Annotated in this window: 22 protein-coding genes; 3 read left to right on the top strand and 19 right to left on the bottom strand. The window is 61.0% G+C overall.

Annotated elements, in window-relative coordinates; translation table 11 throughout:
• Positions 1-9: 9 nt before the first annotated feature.
• From murB to NCCP436_RS14225, 11 genes are all read right to left on the bottom strand, one after another.
• Complete coding sequence (murB, locus tag NCCP436_RS14275) at positions 10-1,029, bottom strand: UDP-N-acetylmuramate dehydrogenase (RefSeq protein WP_220804657.1); 1,020 nt, start codon at positions 1,027-1,029, stop codon at positions 10-12.
• Positions 1,026-1,490, bottom strand: a complete 465-nt coding sequence (locus NCCP436_RS14270; protein WP_220804656.1) for a low molecular weight protein-tyrosine-phosphatase — start codon at positions 1,488-1,490, stop codon at positions 1,026-1,028. Before NCCP436_RS14270 ends, murB begins: the two co-directional genes overlap by 4 nt.
• Complete coding sequence (gene kdsB / locus NCCP436_RS14265; RefSeq protein WP_220804655.1) at positions 1,487-2,254, bottom strand: 3-deoxy-manno-octulosonate cytidylyltransferase; 768 nt, start codon at positions 2,252-2,254, stop codon at positions 1,487-1,489. Before kdsB ends, NCCP436_RS14270 begins: the two co-directional genes overlap by 4 nt.
• Positions 2,255-2,440: a Trm112 family protein gene (locus tag NCCP436_RS14260; RefSeq protein WP_220804654.1), complete on the bottom strand. Its 186-nt coding sequence runs from the start codon at positions 2,438-2,440 to the stop codon at positions 2,255-2,257.
• Positions 2,441-2,458: 18 nt separating this feature from the next.
• Entirely contained in the window at positions 2,459-3,463 is a 1,005-nt protein-coding gene (gene lpxK, locus NCCP436_RS14255; RefSeq protein WP_220804653.1) for a tetraacyldisaccharide 4'-kinase, read from the bottom strand.
• Positions 3,464-3,892 carry a biopolymer transporter ExbD gene (locus NCCP436_RS14250; protein ID WP_220804652.1) on the bottom strand — a complete coding sequence of 143 codons (429 nt, stop codon included), beginning with the start codon at positions 3,890-3,892 and terminating at the stop codon, positions 3,464-3,466.
• Positions 3,889-4,569, bottom strand: a complete 681-nt coding sequence (locus tag NCCP436_RS14245; RefSeq protein ID WP_220804651.1) for a MotA/TolQ/ExbB proton channel family protein — start codon at positions 4,567-4,569, stop codon at positions 3,889-3,891. Before NCCP436_RS14245 ends, NCCP436_RS14250 begins: the two co-directional genes overlap by 4 nt.
• 71 nt (positions 4,570-4,640) lie before the next feature.
• Complete coding sequence (locus NCCP436_RS14240) at positions 4,641-6,863, bottom strand: DNA internalization-related competence protein ComEC/Rec2 (protein ID WP_259651501.1); 2,223 nt, start codon at positions 6,861-6,863, stop codon at positions 4,641-4,643.
• A gap of 75 nt (positions 6,864-6,938) precedes the next feature.
• Complete coding sequence (locus tag NCCP436_RS14235) at positions 6,939-8,183, bottom strand: lipoprotein-releasing ABC transporter permease subunit (protein ID WP_220804650.1); 1,245 nt, start codon at positions 8,181-8,183, stop codon at positions 6,939-6,941.
• A complete protein-coding gene (gene lolD / locus NCCP436_RS14230) occupies positions 8,183-8,884 on the bottom strand; it encodes a lipoprotein-releasing ABC transporter ATP-binding protein LolD (protein ID WP_220804649.1) in 702 nt (233 codons plus the stop codon). The genes NCCP436_RS14235 and lolD overlap by 1 nt, the downstream gene beginning before the upstream one ends.
• A gap of 4 nt (positions 8,885-8,888) precedes the next feature.
• Entirely contained in the window at positions 8,889-10,136 is a 1,248-nt protein-coding gene (locus tag NCCP436_RS14225; protein ID WP_220804648.1) for a lipoprotein-releasing ABC transporter permease subunit, read from the bottom strand.
• A 140-nt stretch (positions 10,137-10,276) separates the two neighbouring features.
• Between NCCP436_RS14225 and NCCP436_RS14220 the strand changes: the two genes are divergently transcribed.
• From NCCP436_RS14220 to NCCP436_RS14210, 3 genes are read left to right on the top strand one after another with little or no spacing between them, the layout of a single operon-like run.
• Positions 10,277-10,843, top strand: coding sequence for a PilZ domain-containing protein (locus NCCP436_RS14220; RefSeq protein ID WP_220804647.1), 567 nt, complete (start codon positions 10,277-10,279; stop codon positions 10,841-10,843).
• A 20-nt stretch (positions 10,844-10,863) separates the two neighbouring features.
• Complete coding sequence (locus NCCP436_RS14215; protein ID WP_220804646.1) at positions 10,864-11,172, top strand: phosphodiesterase; 309 nt, start codon at positions 10,864-10,866, stop codon at positions 11,170-11,172.
• On the top strand, positions 11,169-11,888 hold the full coding sequence (locus tag NCCP436_RS14210; RefSeq protein WP_220804645.1) for a glycerophosphodiester phosphodiesterase: 720 nt from the start codon (positions 11,169-11,171) through the stop codon (positions 11,886-11,888). The genes NCCP436_RS14215 and NCCP436_RS14210 overlap by 4 nt, the downstream gene beginning before the upstream one ends.
• 158 nt (positions 11,889-12,046) lie before the next feature.
• Here NCCP436_RS14210 and sthA read toward each other — a convergent pair whose 3' ends face one another.
• The 8 genes from sthA to NCCP436_RS14170 form a co-directional block, all read right to left on the bottom strand.
• Positions 12,047-13,441, bottom strand: a complete 1,395-nt coding sequence (sthA, locus tag NCCP436_RS14205) for a Si-specific NAD(P)(+) transhydrogenase (RefSeq protein ID WP_220804644.1) — start codon at positions 13,439-13,441, stop codon at positions 12,047-12,049.
• Between the two features lie 94 nt (positions 13,442-13,535).
• Positions 13,536-13,766, bottom strand: coding sequence for a (Na+)-NQR maturation NqrM (gene nqrM, locus NCCP436_RS14200; protein WP_220804643.1), 231 nt, complete (start codon positions 13,764-13,766; stop codon positions 13,536-13,538).
• Positions 13,763-14,788 (bottom strand): FAD:protein FMN transferase, encoded by a 1,026-nt coding sequence (locus NCCP436_RS14195; protein WP_220804642.1) that lies wholly within the window; start codon positions 14,786-14,788, stop codon positions 13,763-13,765. The genes nqrM and NCCP436_RS14195 overlap by 4 nt, the downstream gene beginning before the upstream one ends.
• Before the next feature lie 2 nt (positions 14,789-14,790).
• A complete protein-coding gene (gene nqrF, locus NCCP436_RS14190; protein WP_220804641.1) occupies positions 14,791-16,014 on the bottom strand; it encodes an NADH:ubiquinone reductase (Na(+)-transporting) subunit F in 1,224 nt (407 codons plus the stop codon).
• 15 nt (positions 16,015-16,029) lie between these two features.
• On the bottom strand, positions 16,030-16,638 hold the full coding sequence (gene nqrE / locus NCCP436_RS14185) for an NADH:ubiquinone reductase (Na(+)-transporting) subunit E (protein WP_075746506.1): 609 nt from the start codon (positions 16,636-16,638) through the stop codon (positions 16,030-16,032).
• On the bottom strand, positions 16,638-17,312 hold the full coding sequence (locus NCCP436_RS14180) for an NADH:ubiquinone reductase (Na(+)-transporting) subunit D (RefSeq protein ID WP_220804690.1): 675 nt from the start codon (positions 17,310-17,312) through the stop codon (positions 16,638-16,640). The genes nqrE and NCCP436_RS14180 overlap by 1 nt, the downstream gene beginning before the upstream one ends.
• Positions 17,309-18,097, bottom strand: a complete 789-nt coding sequence (locus NCCP436_RS14175) for a Na(+)-translocating NADH-quinone reductase subunit C (protein WP_220804640.1) — start codon at positions 18,095-18,097, stop codon at positions 17,309-17,311. Before NCCP436_RS14175 ends, NCCP436_RS14180 begins: the two co-directional genes overlap by 4 nt.
• Positions 18,090-19,301: an NADH:ubiquinone reductase (Na(+)-transporting) subunit B gene (locus NCCP436_RS14170; protein WP_220804639.1), complete on the bottom strand. Its 1,212-nt coding sequence runs from the start codon at positions 19,299-19,301 to the stop codon at positions 18,090-18,092. Before NCCP436_RS14170 ends, NCCP436_RS14175 begins: the two co-directional genes overlap by 8 nt.
• Positions 19,302-19,303: the final 2 nt, after the last annotated feature.

Below are 19,303 nucleotides of genomic sequence, written 5' to 3'. Positions count from 1 at the left end.
CCGGCTATTTCAGAACACGTTGGGCTCAATCTCCAGCGATACACCGAAGCGCTCATGGATGTCTGCCTGGATTCGTCGCGCCAGATTCAGCAACTCTTCGCCACTGGCCCTGCCGTAATTGACCAGCACCAACGCCTGCAGTCGGTGTACGCCGGCATCACCATCGCGATAGCCCTTCCAGCCGGCACGCTCGATCAACCAGCCAGCCGCCAGCTTCACCTGCCCATCAGCAGCCGGATAACTGACCAGATCCGGATATTCGGCACGAATCCCTTCAGCCTGTGTCGCCGCTATCAACGGATTCTTGAAAAAGCTTCCGGCGTTGCCCAGCTTGGCCGGATCCGGCAGCTTCTCACTGCGGATGGCGCAAATAGCCTGGCTGACATCCTGCGGGGTCGGCACTTCGATGCCCTGCTCATGCAGACGCTGGCGCACCGGCCCGTAGTCCAGAAGCAGAGAGGCTGTGCGACTGAGGGCAAAGCGTACCCGCAGGATCAGCCAACGATCCGGCTGCTGCTTGAACAAGCTGTCGCGGTAGGCAAAGGAGCAGTCATCCAGGCAGAAGTCGCGCAGCTCGCCACTTTGCCGATCCAAAGCCGTGAGTCCGGCAAACAGATCCTTGAGCTCAACGCCGTAGGCACCGATGTTCTGGATCGGCGCCGCCCCCACAGTCCCCGGAATCAGGCTGAGATTTTCCAGCCCCACCAGCCCCTGAGCCAGACTCCACTGCACGAAGGGGTGCCAGGGCTCGCCGGCCTCCGCCTCGACCAGCACCCTGTCACCATCATCTTCGAGAATACGGATGCCGCGACTGGCCATACGCACCACCAGCGCCTCCACATTCCGGGTCAGCAGCAGATTGCTGCCACCACCGATTACTCGCAGCGGCACACCGTGTTGCAGAGCAAGACGCAAGGCTTCGCGCACCTCGCTCTCGTCATGGGCTTCGGCGAACAGTCGGGCCCGTACATCAACGCCAAAGGTGTTGTAGGGGCGCAGCGATACATCGGACTGAAGATTCAGGCTCACAGTCGTTTCCGAACCTCGCTGAGCAGTGCCTCACTGGCCTGTTCGATCAGATCCAGCACCTGCTCGAAGCCATCTTCCCCTCCATAGTAGGGATCCGGCACCTCATCAAGAGCCAGACTGTAGCGGCGCAGGTACAGATCAAGGTCGGCGCTGGCATCGTCCGGGCGCATAGCCTGCAGATTGCGCAAATTGCTTTCGTCCATCGCCAAGATCAGATCGAAGCGATGGAAGTCCTCCACCTCAACCTGACGGGCACGCAGAGCCGAGAGGTCATAGCCTCGGCGCAACGCCGCCTGCCGGGTACGGGCATCGGCAGGCTTGCCGCTGTGCCAGTCGGCCGTACCGGCCGAATCCACCTGCACCCGCGAGTCCAGCCCGGCTGCGCGCAGCTTGTGGCGAAACACGCCCTCGGCCGTGGGAGAACGACAGATATTGCCGAGACAGACGAACAGAACCTTCATTCTGCCCCCAGCAGCTTGCGTACGCGCTGCAGATCTTCAGCCGTGTCGACACCGGCAGGCGGCGCCTCGAGCGCATCGGCAACATGAATACGGACACCGTTGTATAGCGCTCGCAGCTGCTCCAGACACTCGGTATCTTCCAGCCAGCACGGCCCCCAGGCCACGAAATCATGAAGAAAGCCGGCACGATAGGCATAGATACCGATATGACGACGGTACGGTACCCCCTGCGGTAGCACCTCGCGACTGACGGCAAAGGCGTCGCGAGCCCAGGTCAGCGGTGCTCGACTGAAAGTCAGGGCCAGGCCATTCTTGTCTGAAACCACCTTGACCACATTGGGATTGAACAGTGTCGCCGCATCTTCGATGGGCTCGGCCAGCGTGGCGATACCGGCCTGCGGATTGGCTGCCAGATTGGCCGCCACCTGATCGATGATAGTCGGCGGGATCAGGGGCTCGTCACCCTGCACGTTAACCACTATGGCTTCGCTCGGCAGGCCCAATTGGCTCGCTACCTCGGCCAACCGGTCGGTGCCGGAGTTGTGATCAGCCCTTGTCAGCAGCACCTCGGCGCCAAAGGCCTGACAGGCCTCTACGATGCGAACGTCGTCGGTTGCCACTACCACGCGGCTGGCAGAACTCTTCTGCGCCTGCTCCCAGACGTACTGCACCATAGGCTTGCCGGCGATGACCTGCAACGGCTTGCCCGGCAGACGAGTGGAAGCGTAGCGGGCGGGTATTACGACGATGAAAGCGGTACTCATCTATTTATCCAGGCGCTCTTCGGTGGTGAGGGTACGGGCTTCGCTCTCCAGCATCACCGGGATGCCATCGCGGATCGGGTAAGCTACCCCAGCCCCTTTGCTGATCAGTTCGGTCTTGTCTTCGGAAAGCTGTAACGGTCCCTTGCAGATCGGGCAGGCAAGAATATCGAGGAGTTTCAGATCCATGTCGGAATCCCTTGGGGGTTACACATACCCCGGAATGAGGCGGGCCAGCTCGGCATCCAGCCATGCGATGAACGCTGGCGTCGGCACGGCGTCGACGGTCAGGTACCACCAGTCGGCGGCAGCAAAGGCCCGGCATTTAACCGCATCCTTTTCAGTCATCAGCACCGGCAGCGCCGGCTCGAAGCTCAGTTGTGCCACATCGTAGCTGGCGTGATCGGCAAAGGGATGCGGAACCGGGCGCCAGTTTAGCGCTTCGAGGGTATTGAAGAAACGCTGCGGATTGCCAATGCCGGCCACAGCATGCAGGCACTGCCCAGGCGGGAAGTGATCCAGTCCGACCCGTTCACCATTGAGCAGGTTCACCAGCGCTCCGGGCTGCAGGGTAAAACCAAACCCGTCCGCCTGATCAGCACAGACACCATTGAACAGCACGGCATCGACCTCGGTCAGTCGCTCGGCCGGTTCACGCAAGGGGCCTGCGGGCAGGCAGCGGCCATTACCCAGCCCGCGTGCTGCGTCAATCAACACCAGCTCAAGATCACGTTGCAGGCGGTAGTGCTGCAGGCCATCGTCACACAAAATCAGATCCAACTGCTCTTGCGCCAGCAGTGCCTGCACCGCTCTCGCACGATCCGGGTCGATCATCAGCGGCACCCCGGTGCGCTGGACGATCAGCAGCGGCTCGTCACCAGCCTGCTCTGCCGGATCCTCCGCTCGGACACGCCAAGGCAAGTGGGCAGGCCGGGCCTCATAACCACGACTGACCACTCCAACCTTGAGCCCGTGCGCACGGCAGTACTCGATCAGAAACAGAATCAGTGGAGTCTTGCCGGTACCCCCCACGGTGATATTGCCCACCACCACTACAGGTACCGGCGCCCGATAGCTGTCGCTGCGTCCGAGCAGAAAGCGCTGACGCCGACGCTGCACCACACGGCGGTATAGCCACTCCAGCGGGCGCAGCAGCGCCAGCGCCGGATGTCCGCGATACCAAGCCTCAAGCAGACGATCCGACACGCTCACTCAGGGGCTTTCCTGTGCTTCCACCGTGGTAATACGCAGGTGTGTGAAACCCAGCTTGCCGGCCGCGTCCATGGCGGTGACCACCGACTGATGCGGGGACTTGCCATCGGCACTGATGATCAGCGGCAGACTGTTGTCACCCTCCGACTCTTTCTGCAGTGCCGCCATCAGGTTGCTCAGGTTGCTTTCCAGCAGCGCCTGGCCATTGACCGAGAAGGCACCATCGGCACCGACCAGGATCTCCAGTTGCTTGAGCTGAGTCTGCTCCGGCGGCGTGCCGCTGGCTGCCTCCGGCAGATCCACCTTCAACTGGGTCTCACGGGTAAAGGTGGTGCTTACCACGAAGAACAGCAGCAGGATGAACACCACGTCGATCAGTGGAGCCAGATTGATCTCGACGTTCTCGCGCCGACTACGCCGGAACTTCACGCTTTGCGTCCTTCCTTGCGGCTCGGCCTTGCAGCGGATGCAGCAGCCTGTGCATCGACCAGATCGACCTCACGGTCGCCCTGCAGCATTTCCACCAGTTTGATAGCCTCCTGCTCCATGCCCACCACCAGTTCGTCGACACGACGGGTAAGGAAGCGGTGAAAGAACAACGCAGGAATCGCCACGATCAGACCCGCTGCGGTAGTGATCAGAGCCTTGGCAATACCGCCGGCAAGCATCTGGGTATTGGCGCCACTGGTCGAACCCATGAAGGCGCCGAAGATATCGATCATCGCCAGTACGGTACCGAGCAGGCCGAGCAACGGAGCGACGCCTGCAATAGTGCCGAGAGCGTTGAGATAACGCTCCAGCTCATGAATCACACGGGCGGCTGCCTCCTCGATGCACTCCTTCATGACCTCGCGACCATGCTTGGAGTTGGCCAGACCGGCCGCCAATACCTGCCCCAGTGGTGAATGGGCACGTAGCTCCTTAAGACTCTGATTGTTGAGCTTCTTGTCCTTGAGCCACTGCCAGACCTGGGCCAGCAGATTGGCCGGAGCGACGCGGGAAGGACGCAGCGTCCACAGGCGCTCGATAACGATGCCGGCAGCGGCGATGGAACAGAGAATGATCGGCAGCATCACCCAGCCACCGGACTTGACCAGTTCCCACACGGTATTGGTTCCCCCTCGTATAAGTGGCGCAACTCTAGCATAGAGGTGCCTTGCCACACCGCTGCGTGTTCTCATTTTTCCCGCCAGAATCGCCTTTCCTCACGCAACCCGCGAGCCTCCCCGAAAGCACCCAGCCGCAGACTCAGCGCGCCCTGTTGCGCCGTGTCATACCAAGCCACGCCGCGCTCTGCATAACGCGCCCGAACCTGCGGATGAGGATGGCCGAAACTGTTGTGACGCCCTCGCGACAGCAGTGCAGCGCGTGGCGCAACGGCATTGAGGAAAGCCGGCGAGGACGAGCTGCGGCTGCCATGGTGCGGCACCAGCAACCAGTCTGCGCGCAACGGTAGACCACTGCGTTGCAAGGCCAGCTCGGCGGCGCTGTTGATGTCACCGGTCAGCAGCAGGCTCTCCCCGCCGGCAGTTACCCGCAGTACGCAGGATGAAGCGTTCCCCGAGCTGGCTGCCTGCCAGCGCCAGAGCTGAAAATCCACGCCATCCCAGCGCCACTGCTGAGATTGGCAGGGTTGCCCTGGCAATCCTGGAGCCAGACGCGCGACCTCGCCACTAAGCACCTGAGCTACCGGCAGCCCGCTGACAATGGCGGCCGCCCCACCCGCATGGTCGTTGTCGGCATGACTAAGCAGCAAGAGATCCAGCCGCCGTACATCGAGGGCCCGCAGTGAAGTCAGAACCACTCGTTCACCTGTGTCGAAATCGCTGAAGTTCGGCCCGGCGTCATACAGCAATGCATGTTCACGGGTGCGAATCAGCACTGACAACCCTTGCCCGACGTCGAACAGCCAGACCTCTGCCTGTCCGTCTGGGAATGCCCTGCTAGGCCCCCAGAGCGCTGGCAGCAGTAACAGCAAGCCGGGCAGTCGCAACGGGACTCCGCTCGGCAACAACAGCAACACGCATCCCAATACTGCCAGTAGCTGCGCCCATACAGGCACCAGCGCAGGCAACCAGGCCGGCAGCCAGAGAGCGATCCCCTCAAGCACCATGAACAGCAACACCAGCAGACCGCCAGCCAGCCATAGCACAGCCTCCCCCAGCCAGGGGAATGGCAGCAACACGGTGCCTAGCAACGCCAGTGGCACCACCAGTATCCCGACAACAGGCACCGCAATCAGATTGGCCAGCGGCCCACTGAAGCTGACCGGCAAGCCCAGTGCCAGCATCGCCGGCAGTAGACCGATGGCCATTGTCCACTGCGCACGCCCGAGACTTCGCCAACTGCCCCAGCGTCCCAGTCGCCCGGCAAAAACCAGAATCAGCACGGCAACCGCGACAAACGAAAGCCAGAATCCGGGCTGCAATACGGCCAGCGGCTCGCCCAGCAACACCACCAGCAATGCCAACAGTAACGGCCACCAGGCGCCCAGATGACGAAAGCGCAACCTCCATAGCAATACCAGAGCGGTCATCACGCAGGCTCGCTGAACCGGTACTTCGAAGCCTGCCAGCAAGCCATAGAGCAGTGCACCAGCCAATGCCAGAAAGCAGGCGCTGGGTAGCCATGGCCAGCGTACGGGCCAACAGCCCAGACGTACCAGGCCAGCCACCAAGGCGTAAAGCACCCCGGCCAGCAGGGTAATGTGCTGGCCGGAAATAACCATCAGATGCACAGTGCCGGTGTGCTGCAGCAGTCGCCAGTCCTCGCGACTGAGCCCAGAGCCATCCCCCAGTATCAGTGCAGTGATAGCCCCGGCTCGTCCGAAAGCCTCTACCTCCAGCAGCTTCTGACGCAGGCTGTCACGCCAGGCGGAAAAACCGCCGGCCTCCGACAGTCGCTGCCCGGCCTTTACCGAGCCGGTTGCGCCGATACGCTGCGCCAGTAGCCAGGCTTCGTAATCAAAGGTCTGCGGATTGACTAACCCGTTTGGCTGACGCAAGGTCACGGCCAGCCGCCAATGCTCGCCGCTGCGCAGCTCCGGGCCGTTGCGCCAGGACAGCCGGATACGCTGCGGCAATGCGGCCCGGCGCGATTGGGCGTCGACCAGTTGAAAGCGCACAACGCCATCCTTCACAGCCGGCAGCCCGCTCACCTGCCCCTCCAGCCACAGAGTACGCCCATCGAGTGATGGCGCCAGACGATCATCCAGAGCCCACTGCGCCGAAGTGCAGGCCCAGGCCAGGCCGAGCAGGAAAAAACCAACGGGATAAAGCCTGGACAGCAGCAATCCCAGGCCCACGACAGCACTCAGGATCAGCAGCCAGCCCGGCGGCAAGGTCGGAAGAAAGCGAAGCGACAGTAGTCCCAAGGCCAGCGCCAGCATCCCTGCACGCATCGATGTGCTCCCTGTACCCGGACCATCATGGCCCGACAGAGCGCAAGTTTAGCCCGGCCGGAGCCGGACCGGACGCTACTCGTAGCGCAGAGCTTCAGCCGGCTGCACCTGAGCGGCGCGCCAGGAAGGATAGAGGGTGGCGAGGAAGCTGAGGATCAGGGCTGCCGAACAGATCAGCACCACATCCAGCCACTGCAGATCCGAAGGCAGGCTGTTGATGAAGTAGACCTCGGAGCTAAGCACCCGCTGTCCGGCCAGGGACTCCATCCAGGCCACCAGCGAGGAAATGTTGAGCGCCGCCAGAACACCTAGTACCGCTCCGAGCACCGTGCCGACCATACCGATGACCGTGCCCTGCACCATGAAGATCGCCATGATCTGCCGTGGCGTGGCGCCCAAAGTACGCAAGATGGCGATATCGCCTCCCTTGTCGGCCACCACCATGATCAGTGTGGCGATGATATTGAAGGCCGCTACCGCAACGATCAGCAGCAGCAGCAGGCCGATCATGGTCTTCTCCATCTTCATCGCACTGAACAGGCTACCCTGGGTGTGCGTCCAGTCGTCGGCACGATAACCACTGCCCAGCTCGCCAGCCAGCGTCGCAGACACCTGCGGCGCCTGGTAAAGATCCTTCAGCGCCAGACGAATCCCGGGCACCGTGCCTTCCGGCAGACGCAGCATGGCAGCGGCATCGGCGACATGTATCAGCGCCAGCGAGCCGTCCAGCTCGGCTCCGACCTGAAACACTGCCGTCACATTGAGTCGATGCATGCGCGGCGTAACGCCACCCGGCGCACTGCTCGGCTCGGGAATGATCAGGGTCAGCTTGTCGCCCACCTGCAAGCCGAAACGTCGTGCGGTAATAGCGCCGATTACCACACCGAATTCGCCCGGTTTCAGATTGGCCAGACTCCCCTGGCGGATATGTTCCGGCAGGATGGAAACCTTTGCCTCCTCGTCCGGATCGACGCCCTGGATCTGCACCGGCTGCATCTGCCCGCGATGTGACAGCATACCTTCCAGCTCGGCATAGGGTGCCGCCGCCAGCACCTGCGGATTGGCCTGCACCCGCCCAGCCAGAGCCTGCCAGTCACCGACCGGCTCACTGCCGTAGAGCATGGCGTGCGGCACCATACCGAGAATGCGCGTACTCATTTCCTTCTGGAAACCGTTCATCACCGACAAAACCACGATCATTGCCAGCACGCCCAGGCCAAGACCGATCATCGAGGTCAGCGAAATGAAGGAAATGAAGTGGTTACGGCGCTTGGCCCGCGTGTAGCGGGTACCAATGAACAGACTCAGCGGACGGAACATCAGAGAGCCACCAGCTTGCCATCCTGCAGGCTGAGCACGTGATCCATCTTGCGTGCCAGTTGCATATCGTGAGTGACCACCAGAAACGCGGTGCAGGAGTCCTCGCTCAGCTCGCGCATCAGTTCCTGGATGCCTTCGGCCGTGTGCTGGTCAAGGTTGCCAGTGGGCTCGTCGAGCAGCACCAGCCCGGGGCGATTGACCAGTGCCCGGGCGATCGCCACGCGCTGGCGTTCACCACCTGACAGCTCGGCCGGCTTGTGGTGCAGGCGATGTCCCAGACCTACCCGTTGCAACAGCGCCGTGGCACGTTCGCGTGCCTCATTGATCGGCGTCTTGCCAATCAGCAGCGGCATGCAGGCGTTTTCCAGCGCGGTAAACTCCGCCAGCAAGTGATGAAACTGGTAAACAAAGCCCAGCGCGCGGTTACGTAACAGGCCGCGGGCCGTCTCACTCAGTGCCGAGAGTTGTTCTCCGGCTAGCCAGACACTGCCTTCGCTGGGGGTATCCAGCCCGCCGAGCATGTTCAGCAAAGTACTCTTGCCCGAACCGGAACTACCGACGATTGCTACGCGCTCTCCCGGAAACAGCTCCAGATCGAGCCCCTGAAGCACCACCACCGACTCAGGCCCCTCTTCATAACGCTTGCCCAGGTTACGGCAACTCAGGACGGCATTGCACGGATGCTTGACTGGCTCGTTCATCGGATCACTCATAACGCAGGGCCTCGGCCGGCTGGGTACGTGCAGCACGCCAGGCAGGATACAGGGTGGCAAGGAAACTCAGCAGCAGCGCTGCGCTACAGACCGTGACCACGTCGGCCAGTTGCAGCTGCGACGGCAGGTAGTCGATGAAATACACATCGGAATTGAGGAACTGGATATCCAGCAACTGCTCGATGCTGGCGATCACGGCGCTGACGTTAAGCGCGGCGAGAATGCCGAGCACGCCGCCGATCAGCGTGCCAACGACACCAATGATGCTGCCCTGCACCATGAAGATGGCCATGATCTGCCGTGGCGTGGCGCCCAGGGTACGCAGGATGGCGATGTCGGCCTTCTTGTCGGCCACCACCATCACCAGCGTGGAAATGATATTGAAGGCTGCTACCGCAACGATCAGCAGCAGCAGCAAGCCAATCATGGTTTTTTCCATACGGATGGCCTGATACAGATTGCCATGGCTGCGCGTCCAGTCGCGGGCATAGAAGTCGCCGTCAAGAGTCTGGGCGATTTCCCAGGCTGCACGCGGGGCCTGGAAAAGGTCGTCGAACTTCAAGCGCAGGCCCTGTACCTGATCCGGCTGCCAGCGCTGCAAACGTGCCAGATCACCGATGTTGGCCAGCGCCAAGGCACCATCGATCTCGCCCGCACCGACATGGAAGATGCCGGCCACAGTGAAGCGTTTCAGACGCGGAAACATCCCGGCCGGGGTTACGCTCACCTCGGGAGCGACGAAGGTGACCTTGTCACCCAGCTTCAAGCCCAGCTTGGCCGCAGCCTTGTCACCAATGATCATGGCAAATTCACCCGGCTGCAGGCTGTCCAGGCTGCCCTCGCGAAAAAAACCGTCAATTATCGAGACCTTGCGCTCCAGCAGCGGATCAACCGCATTGATCAGTACCTTCTGCACCTTGCCCTCATGGGTCAGCAAGCCCTGCATCTGGGTAAAGGGAGCCACCGCCTCCACCTGCGGGTGCCGCGCCACCTGATCGGCCAGAGCCTGCCAGCTGGAAACCGGAGTCGGTGATTCCACCGTCGCGTGGGGAATCATGCCCAGCACTCGGGTGCGCATCTCATGGTCGAAGCCATTCATTACCGACAGCACCAGAATCATCACCGCCACCCCGAGGGTGAGGCCGAGCATGGAAGTCAGCGAAATGAAGGAAACGAAGTGGCTGCGCCGCTTGGCGCGCGTGTAGCGCGTACCGATGTATACGTACAGAGGTCTGAACATGTCGGGGAAGGATCAGGGGAAAAAGGAACGTCCTTGTGGCAGGCCCTGGCGCACGGCCTTACACTCAGTACCAGACCGAGCCCGCTGCGTGCGGGATCGTCAACCAGTTCTCTGACCACCACCGCTGTCATGGGTTCGCCATGTCGACACACGATGTAGATGATCGCCGCGAATACTATCGCATCGAAGACACGATCGCACTGGAATTCACCCAGCTCGAAGGCGCATCTGCCCACTCGGCAGATGCGCTTCAGGATGCCTCGCCGCTGTTCAATCTGCTCAGCGAGCTGCACCTGATGGATTTCGAGTCGCAGCACCTGCTACGCCATATCAGCGAACGCGACCGCACCCTGGCCAGCTACCTGAAAGTGATCAACAAGCGCATCGATCTGCTCGGCCAGGCTCTGGCCCAAAGTCTGCTGCAGGGCGTCGGCTCGCCGCGCAGGGTATCGCTGTCCGAAGGAGGCATCAGTTTCGAGAGCGAACAGCCCGTCAGCCGGGACAGCCATCTGGCACTAAAGATGGTGCTCATGCCGCAAGCACTCGGTCTGCTGCTACGCGCTCGGGTAGTACATTGCAGCCAGCGCCCCGACGGCCGCTACCGCATCGGTGCCGAGTTTGAAGCGCTGACCGACTCACAGCGTCAGCTGCTGGCCCGTTATATCCTGCAGAAACAGGCCCTGGAGCGTCGCCAGGCCCGTGTATGACCCCTGTTTCAGGAGATCTCATGCGTCGTTTCGTTTTCTTGCTTGCCCTGCTCGCCCCTTCTCTGCTGCTGGCCGACACCCTGACCATTCCCCTCGGTGCCCAGGGAGCGGACCTTGACGAGCGCAACCTGCCCCAACGTGGCCAGTCTAAAAGCTCGGTACTTGAGCGTTTCGGACTGGCCGATCGGGAGCACGCCGCGGTAGGCCAGCCGCCCATCAGCCGCTGGGACTACCGCAATTTCAGTGTCTATTTCGAATATGACCACGTGATCAACAGCGTGCGTCATCACCACGCCCGCCACCTGTCCCCCGCCAAGGAGCAACAGTGACTCTCATCTACGGCCATCGCGGCGCCAAGGGCGAAGCCCCGGAAAATACCCTGGCCAGTTTCCAGCGTTGCCTGGAACACGGCGTCGACCGTTGTGAACTCGACCTGCACCTGTCTCGCGACGGTGAGCTGATGGTGATCCACGACCCGACTCTGCGTCGCACCACCGGACTGCGCGGCAAGGTGGCCGAACATGACGCAGCCGATCTGGTAGGCCGCGACGCACGCAAGGGTGGCCCCGGCTGGATCCAGCCCTGCCCGATCCCCCGACTGGCCGAACTGTTCGAGAAATGCCGTTTCGAGCATTGGCAACTGGAGGTCAAGAGCGCCTCGAAGAACCGTGCCGCACGTACCGTGCAGGCCATTGCCGCACTGGCACAGCAGTATGGATTGGAGAAGCACATTACCATCACCTCCAGCTCGCGCACCGTGCTCTCTGCCGCCCGCGAGCTGACTCCGCACCTGCAGCGCGGGCTGGTAGCCGAGTATGCCTGGCTCGACCCGCTGAAGGTTGCTGCCCACTACGGTTGCCATCTGCTGGCACTGAACTGGACGCTGTGTACTCCGGAGCGTCTGATCAAGGCCCAGAAGCAAGGTCTGCACGTGTCGGTATGGACGGTCAACGAACCAGCGCTGATGCGCCGTCTGGCCGATTTCGGAGCCGACAGCATCATCACTGACTTTCCGGGTCTGGCAGTACGCACGCTGCGTGGCTGAACATCCTTCCTACCAGATACGAAAAAACCGGCAAACCGCCGGTTTTTTCATTGCCTGCACCTGAAGAAGCTAGAAGCTCTCCCGATTCGGCCAGCGCCACTCGGAAACTGCTATCCAGCCTGTCTCCCCGACCGGCTCAGGCCGCCGGCCGGAGCCGGTCAAAAAAGCCGGTTGAGGCCGTCGAACGCCGCCACCCGGTAGGCCTCGGCCATGGTCGGGTAGTTGAAGGTGGTGTTGATGAAGTACTTGATGCTGTTGGCTTCACCCTTCTGGTTCATTATCGCCTGGCCAATGTGCACGATCTCCGACGCCTGATAGCCGAAGCAGTGCACACCGAGAACCTCCAAGGTTTCGCGGTGGAACAGGATCTTCAGCATGCCCACCGGCTCGACCGAGATTTGCGCACGCGCCATACCCTTGAAGAACGCCTTACCTACTTCATAGGGAACCTTGGCCTGGGTCAGCTCTCGCTCAGTCTTGCCGATGGAACTGATCTCCGGAATGGTATAGATGCCGGTAGGCACGTCATCGACGAAACGCCAGCTACCGTTGTCAACGATACTGCCGGCAGCGGAACGGCCCTGGTCGGAGGCGGCACTGGCCAGGCTCGGCCAGCCGATGACGTCGCCAGCGGCGTAGATATTGCTGACATCAGTCCGGTAATGCTCGTCGACCTGAATCTGGCCGCGGCTGTTAACCTTGATACCAATATTTTCCAGCCCAAGCTGATCGGTATTGCCAGTACGGCCGTTGCACCACAGCAGCGCGTCGGCCTTGATCTTCTTGCCCGACTTCAGGTGCAGGATCACGCCGTTCTCCAACCCCTCGATACGCTCGTACTCTTCATTGTGACGAATCAGTACGTTGTTGTTGCGCAGGTGGTAGCTCAGCGCATCGGAAATTTCGTCATCGAGGAAGCTCAGCAGCTGGTCACGGTTGTCGATCAGGTCAACCAGTACCCCCAGACCACTGAAGATCGAGGCGTACTCGCAGCCGATTACCCCGGCACCATAGATGATCAGCCGGCGCGGTGTATGGCCGAGGCTGAGGATGGTGTCGCTGTCGTAGATACGCGGATGGCGGAAGTCGATATCGGCCGGACGGTAGGGGCGCGAGCCGGTGGCGATGACCACATCCTTGGCCACGAGTTTTTCCACCGCACCATTGAGGCAGACCACCTCGACTGTATGCTCGTCGGCAAAACTGGCCGTGCCGAAGTAGGTATCGATGCGATTGCGCGCGTAGTAGCCGGTGCGTGAAGTAACCTGCTTGGCGATTACCTTCTCTGCGCTCTTGAGTACGTCCGGGAAGGAAAACCAGCGCGGCTCGCCGATCTGACGAAACATCGGGTTGGTGTTGAACTGCATGATCTGCCGCACCGAGTGACGCAGCGCCTTGGACGGAATGGTGCCCAGGTGAGTGCAGTTGCCGCCTACTAACGGACGGTTATCCACCACCGCGACCTTGCGCCCGGCCTTGGCTGCGTTCATCGCTGCGCCTTCACCAGCCGGGCCGGAGCCCAGAATCACGACATCATAGTTGTAGACCGCCATTTTCACTCCTTCAGATCACGCCGGAGCGCTTATGGCGCACCTCCGGCAGGGCCGGTGCCGTGTGAGCACCGGCGGTCAATCTCAATCGTCACGCTCAGCGTCTGGTCGCGTCGTAGGCCAGATCCGTGCGCGGCGCCTCGCTCTTGTCACGATTAACCTCTTCACACTTCTCGCGGCTGCCGCCACAGATCGAGCATTCCTTCTCGATCCCCAGATTGGCGATACCACCACAGGAACCGGCGATCGGCTTGCGGCCCATGATCACGCCGATGGCCATCATGCCAACGATCAGCAGCATGGCCAGAAATACCACCAGGAAAGTCATTGCGCTTCTCCTGCAGCAAAAAGCTGCTCAAATGCGGTCGTCCCGTGCGTGCGGAAACTCTCGCCCTCACGCGTGACGAAAAACGCCGCGATTGCGTAACGTTCGGCAAAGGCCAGACCGGCCTCCGGTCCCAGCGCCATCAACAGAGTAGACACCCCATCCGCACGCAAGGTCGACGGATCAACCACGGTCACCGCCGCCAGCTTGTGATTGACCGGCCGGCCGGTCAAGGCATCAAGTGTATGCGAGTAGCGCTGCCCGTCCTGCTCGAAGTAGTTGCGGTAGTCGCCCGATGTGGAAACACCATAGCCATCGAGTGCCAGAATGCGCTGCGCCACACGCTGGTCATCACGCGGCGCCTCCAAACCGATGCGCCAGTGACTGCCATCCGGCTTGAGTCCGGCTGCCTTGAGTTCTCCGGTGGCTTCAACCAGGTAGCTGCTTACTCCCAGCTCGCCAAGCCGGGCAACGATACGGTCCACCGCATAACCTGCTGCAATGCTGTTGAAGTCCACCTCAATCGCAGCGTCCTTGCACAGCTGCTGACCGTCGATACGCAGATACCGCTGGCCAACACGCTGACGCACTTCAGCCAACTGTTCCTCACTGGGCACCGCCGTACCCTGCCCCCTGGGACCAAACCCCCATAGGTTGAGCAATGGTTCGAGGGTCAGATCAAAGGCCCCGCCACTCTCCCGATGCAGACGCTCGCCGGCACGCACCAGTTCCAGCACCCCCTCAGGCATGGACTGACAGGTTCCTGCCGGCGCCCGGTTGAACTGCTCGATCAGCGAGTCGCTGCGATAGGTGGACACCTGCAAGTCGATCTCGGCAAGAATGGCTTCGGTCGCTGCCTTGAGTTCAGCCTGCGGGGCAACGCCCTCGGCACGGACGTATTTCACCGAATAGGTGCTGCCCATGGTCGGGCCGCCAAACTCTTCGATGCGCTCAGAATGAAAGCAGCCCGTTAGGGCTGCCGCCAGGGCGACAGCGATAACGGGCTGAAATACGGCAGACGCCATGCTTAACCGCCGAAATCGTCGAGCAGGATGTTCTCGGGCTCGACCCCCAGATCGGTCAGCATCTTGATCACCGCCGCGTTCATCATGGGCGGACCACACATGTAGAACTCGCAATCCTCCGGAGCCTTGTGGGTCTTGAGGTAGTTCTCATACAGCACGTTATGGATGAAGCCGGTGTAACCGGTCCAGTTGTCCTCGGGCTGCGGATCAGACAGCGCAAGGTGCCAGGTAAAGTTTTCGTTCTCGGCAGCCAGCTTGTCGAACTCCTCGACATAGAAGGCCTCGCGCAGCGAGCGCGCACCGTACCAGAAGCTGATCTTGCGCTTGGACTTCAGGCGCTTGAGCTGATCGAAGATATGCGAACGCATCGGAGCCATGCCGGCACCACCGCCGATAAACACCATCTCGGCATCGGTATCCTTGGCAAAGAACTCACCGAACGGACCGTACACCGTGACCTTGTCACCCTCCTTGAGGTTGAACACCCAGGACGACATCTTGCCGGGCGGCAGATGATCCTTGCCGGGAGGCGGCGAGGCGATCCGGATGTTGAACTTGACGATCCCCTTCTCTTCCGGGTAGTTGGCCATGGAGTAGGCACGAATCACGGTCTCATCGACCCTGGATACATACTTCCACTGGTCGAACTTGTCCCAGTCGCCACGGTACTCGGGCTGTATGTCGAAATCCTTGTAGTGCACCGTGTGCGGCGGGCACTCCAGCTGCACATAGCCGCCAGCGCGGAAATCGACATTCTCGCCCTCAGGCAGACGCAGGGTCAGCTCCTTGATGAAAGTGGCCACGTTCGGGTTGGACTCGACCGTGCATTCCCACTTCTTCACACCAAAGACTTCTTCCGGCACCTTGATCTTCATGTCCTGCTTGACCGGGGTCTGGCAGGACAGACGCCAACCCTCACGGGCTTCGCGCCTGGTGAAATGCGACTCTTCGGTGGACAGCATCTCGCCGCCACCGCTTTCCACGATGCATTTGCACTGGGCACAGGTACCGCCGCCGCCGCATGCGGAAGACAAGAAGATGTTGTTGTTGGCCAGGGTCTGCAGCAGCTTGCCGCCAGCCGGTACCACGATGGTTTTTTCGCCGTTGATCTCGATGCTCACATCACCGCTGGAAACCAGCTTGGCTCGAGCAGCGAGGATGATCAGCACCAGCGCAAGAACGATGGCGGTGAACATGCCGATCGCGAGGAAGATTTCGTAATTCATCTGTTCATCCTTTCCTTACAGCTGCACGCCGGAGAAGGACATGAAGCCCAGCGACATCAGACCGATGGTGATGAAGGTGATGCCCAGTCCCTGAAGGCCAGCCGGTACATCGCTGTACTTGAGCTTTTCGCGGATGCCGGCCAGCGCGGCAATAGCCAGAGCCCAGGACAAACCCGAACCAAAGCCGTACACGGTACTTTCGGCCAGGTTGTAGTCGCGCTCGACCATGAACAGGGTGCCGCCCATGATGGCGCAGTTCACGGTGATCAACGGCAGGAAGATACCTAGCGCGTTGTACAGCGCTGGCACGTACTTATCCAGCAGCATCTCGAGAATCTGCACGATGGCCGCGATCACGCCAATGTAGCTGAGCAGACCGAGGAAGCTAAGGTCTACTTCGGGCAGGCCGGCCCAGGCCAGCGCGCCATCCTTGAGCAGGTAGGTGTAGATCAGGTTGTTCGCCGGTACGGTGATGACCTGCACCACGATCACCGCGATACCCAGACCGATTGCGGTCTCGACCTTCTTGGAGATGGCGATGAAGGTACACATGCCGAGGAAGAAGGCCAGCGCCATATTCTCGACGAACACGGCCTTGGCCAGCAGGCTGAGATAGTGCTCCATTAGTAGGCCTCCTTGTTCGATACCTGAGGCGCCATCTTGAAGCTCGGCTGCTCAATCTGATCTTTCTTCCAGCTACGGATGCCCCAGATGAACAGGCCAATCAGGAAGAACGCCGAAGGCGGCAACAGCAGCATGCCGTTGGGCTGGTACCAACCGCCATCATTGATCACCGGGATGATCTCGTAACCCATCAATTTGCCGGCACCGAACAGCTCGCGGATCACACCCAGAGCGATCAACATGGCGCTATAGCCCAGACCGTTGCCGATACCGTCGAAGAACGACACCACAGGTGGATTCTGCATGGCGAACGCTTCGGCACGGCCCATCACGATGCAGTTGGTGATGATCAGGCCGACGAACACCGACAGCTGCTTGGACAGGCTGAAGGCATAGGCCTTGAGCACCTGATCGACCACGATTACCAACGAGGCGATGATCACCATCTGCACGATCATGCGGATCGAGCCTGGGATCTGGCTACGGATCATGGAAATGAACAGGTTGGAGAAGCCGGTCACCAGTGTCAGGGCGATCGACATCACCAGCGCGGTCTTCAGGTTCGAGGTCACCGCCAAGGCCGAGCAGATTCCCAGGATCTGCAGGCCGATGGGGTTGTTGTTGAAGATCGGGTTGAGCAGGACTTCTTTAATGGTTGGCTGCGACATGATCAGGCCTCCCCTTTCTGCAAGTTGGCGAGGAACTGCGCGAAGCCGTTCTCACCGAGCCAGAAATGCAACAGATTATTCACGCCATTCTGGGTCAGGGTCGCACCCGCCAGGCCATCGACCTGGTGCTTAGCCTGCGAACTCTGCGCGTCGACGTTGCCCTTGATGATCTGAATGACCAGATCGCCCTGTTCGTTGAACAGGGCCTTGCCCGGCCAGAGGCCTCGCCATTTCGGGTTGTCCACCTCGCCTCCCAGACCGGGGGTCTCGGCATGCTGGTAGAAGCCCAGCCCCTGAACGGTGTTGAGGTCGCCCTTGAGCGCCATGAAACCGTGCAAAGTCGACCATAGACCGTAACCGCGCACCGGCAGGATCAGGGTCTCCAGTTCGCCGTCGCGTTCGACCAGGTACACCGTGGTGTAGCGCTCGCGGCGCTTGATCGAGGCGATGTCTTCGGAGCCGCGCAGGGCTTTGGAAAGTTGCGGGTCCTTGGAGGCCACCAGCGGGTCGAAGGTAATGGGATCCTGAGCGTCGCTGAAGGTGCCGCTTTCCAGATCGACGATACGCGCACTGATGCGCTCATCGAACAGCGCCTTGACCTGCGCCGTACTCATGCCCGCGTCGCCCAGCCCGGCAATCGCCAGAATGCTGCGCTGCTTGTCGAGCAGGCGGTTTTCCACCTGGGTCGGCTTCAGTGCCACAGCAGCGCCGGCTACGAACACCGAGCACACCAGGCACACCAACAGGGCCACCGCCAGAGTGCGGGCAGTGGATTCTTTTTGACTAGACATTGCGTGCCAGCCTCCGCTTGATATTGGCTTGAACGACGAAGTGGTCGATCAGCGGTGCAAACAGGTTGGCGAACAGGATCGCCAGCATCATGCCCTCGGGGAAGGCCGGGTTGACCACACGAATCAGTACGACCATCACGCCGATCAGAACGCCGAAGATCCATTTGCCAGTGTTGGTCATGGAGGCCGACACCGGGTCGGTCGCCATGAAGATCATGCCAAACGCAAAGCCGCCCACCACCATGTGCCAATACCACGGCATCGCGAACAGCGGGTTGGTATCGGAGCCGATCAGATTGAACAGGCTGCTCAGGCCAATCATGCCCAGCATGACGCCTGCGACGATGCGCCAGGAAGCGATCTTGGTCATCAACAGCACCGCGCCACCGATGAAGATGGCCAGCGTACTGGTTTCGCCGATCGAGCCGTGCATGGTGCCGATGAAGGCGTCCATCCAAGTGATGCCGCTGTTGATCACGCTCTCGATGCCGCCGGAAGCCACCAGGCTCAGCGAAGTGGCGCCAGCGAAGCCGTCCACGGCAGTCCATACCGCATCGCCCGACATCTGCGCCGGGTAAGCGAAGAACAGGAAGGCACGGCCAGTGAGCGCCGGGTTGAGGAAGTTCTTGCCGGTGCCGCCGAACACTTCCTTGCCGATTACCACACCGAAGCTGATGCCCAGTGCCACCTGCCACAGTGGAATGCTCGGCGGCAGGATCAGGGCGAACAACACGGAGGTGACGAAGAAGCCTTCGTTGACCTCGTGCCTACGGATCGAGGCGAACAGCACTTCCCAGAAACCGCCAACGATGAAGGTCACAGCGTAGATAGGCAGGAAGTACGCCGCGCCTTGGACGAAGTTGTCCCACAGGCTGTTCGGATCAAAGCCGGCCAGCGCGCCGATCAGGCCGAAGCGCCAGCCTTCCTGGCTAGCCAGCAGCTCGGGGTTGTTGGCGAAGATCAGGTTGGCCTGGTAGCCGGTGTTCCACATGCCGAAGAACATGGCCGGGAAGGTGCACAGCCAGACGGTGATCATCATGCGCTTGAGATCGATGCCGTCTCGCACATGCGCCGTGGTCTTGGTAACACTGCCCGGGCGATAGAAGAAAGTGTCGATCGCTTCGTAAAGCGCATACCACTTCTCGTACTTGCCACCCTTCTCGAAGTTGTGCTCGATCTTATCGAGGAATGCACGAATGCCCACGG

Origin of the sequence: Pseudomonas sp. NCCP-436 (assembly GCF_019656335.1) — a bacterium.
Classification (GTDB): Bacteria; Pseudomonadota; Gammaproteobacteria; order Pseudomonadales; family Pseudomonadaceae; genus Aquipseudomonas.
Note: the sequence above shows the minus strand (reverse complement) of the source record. Positions and strands in the feature narration are given on the sequence as shown.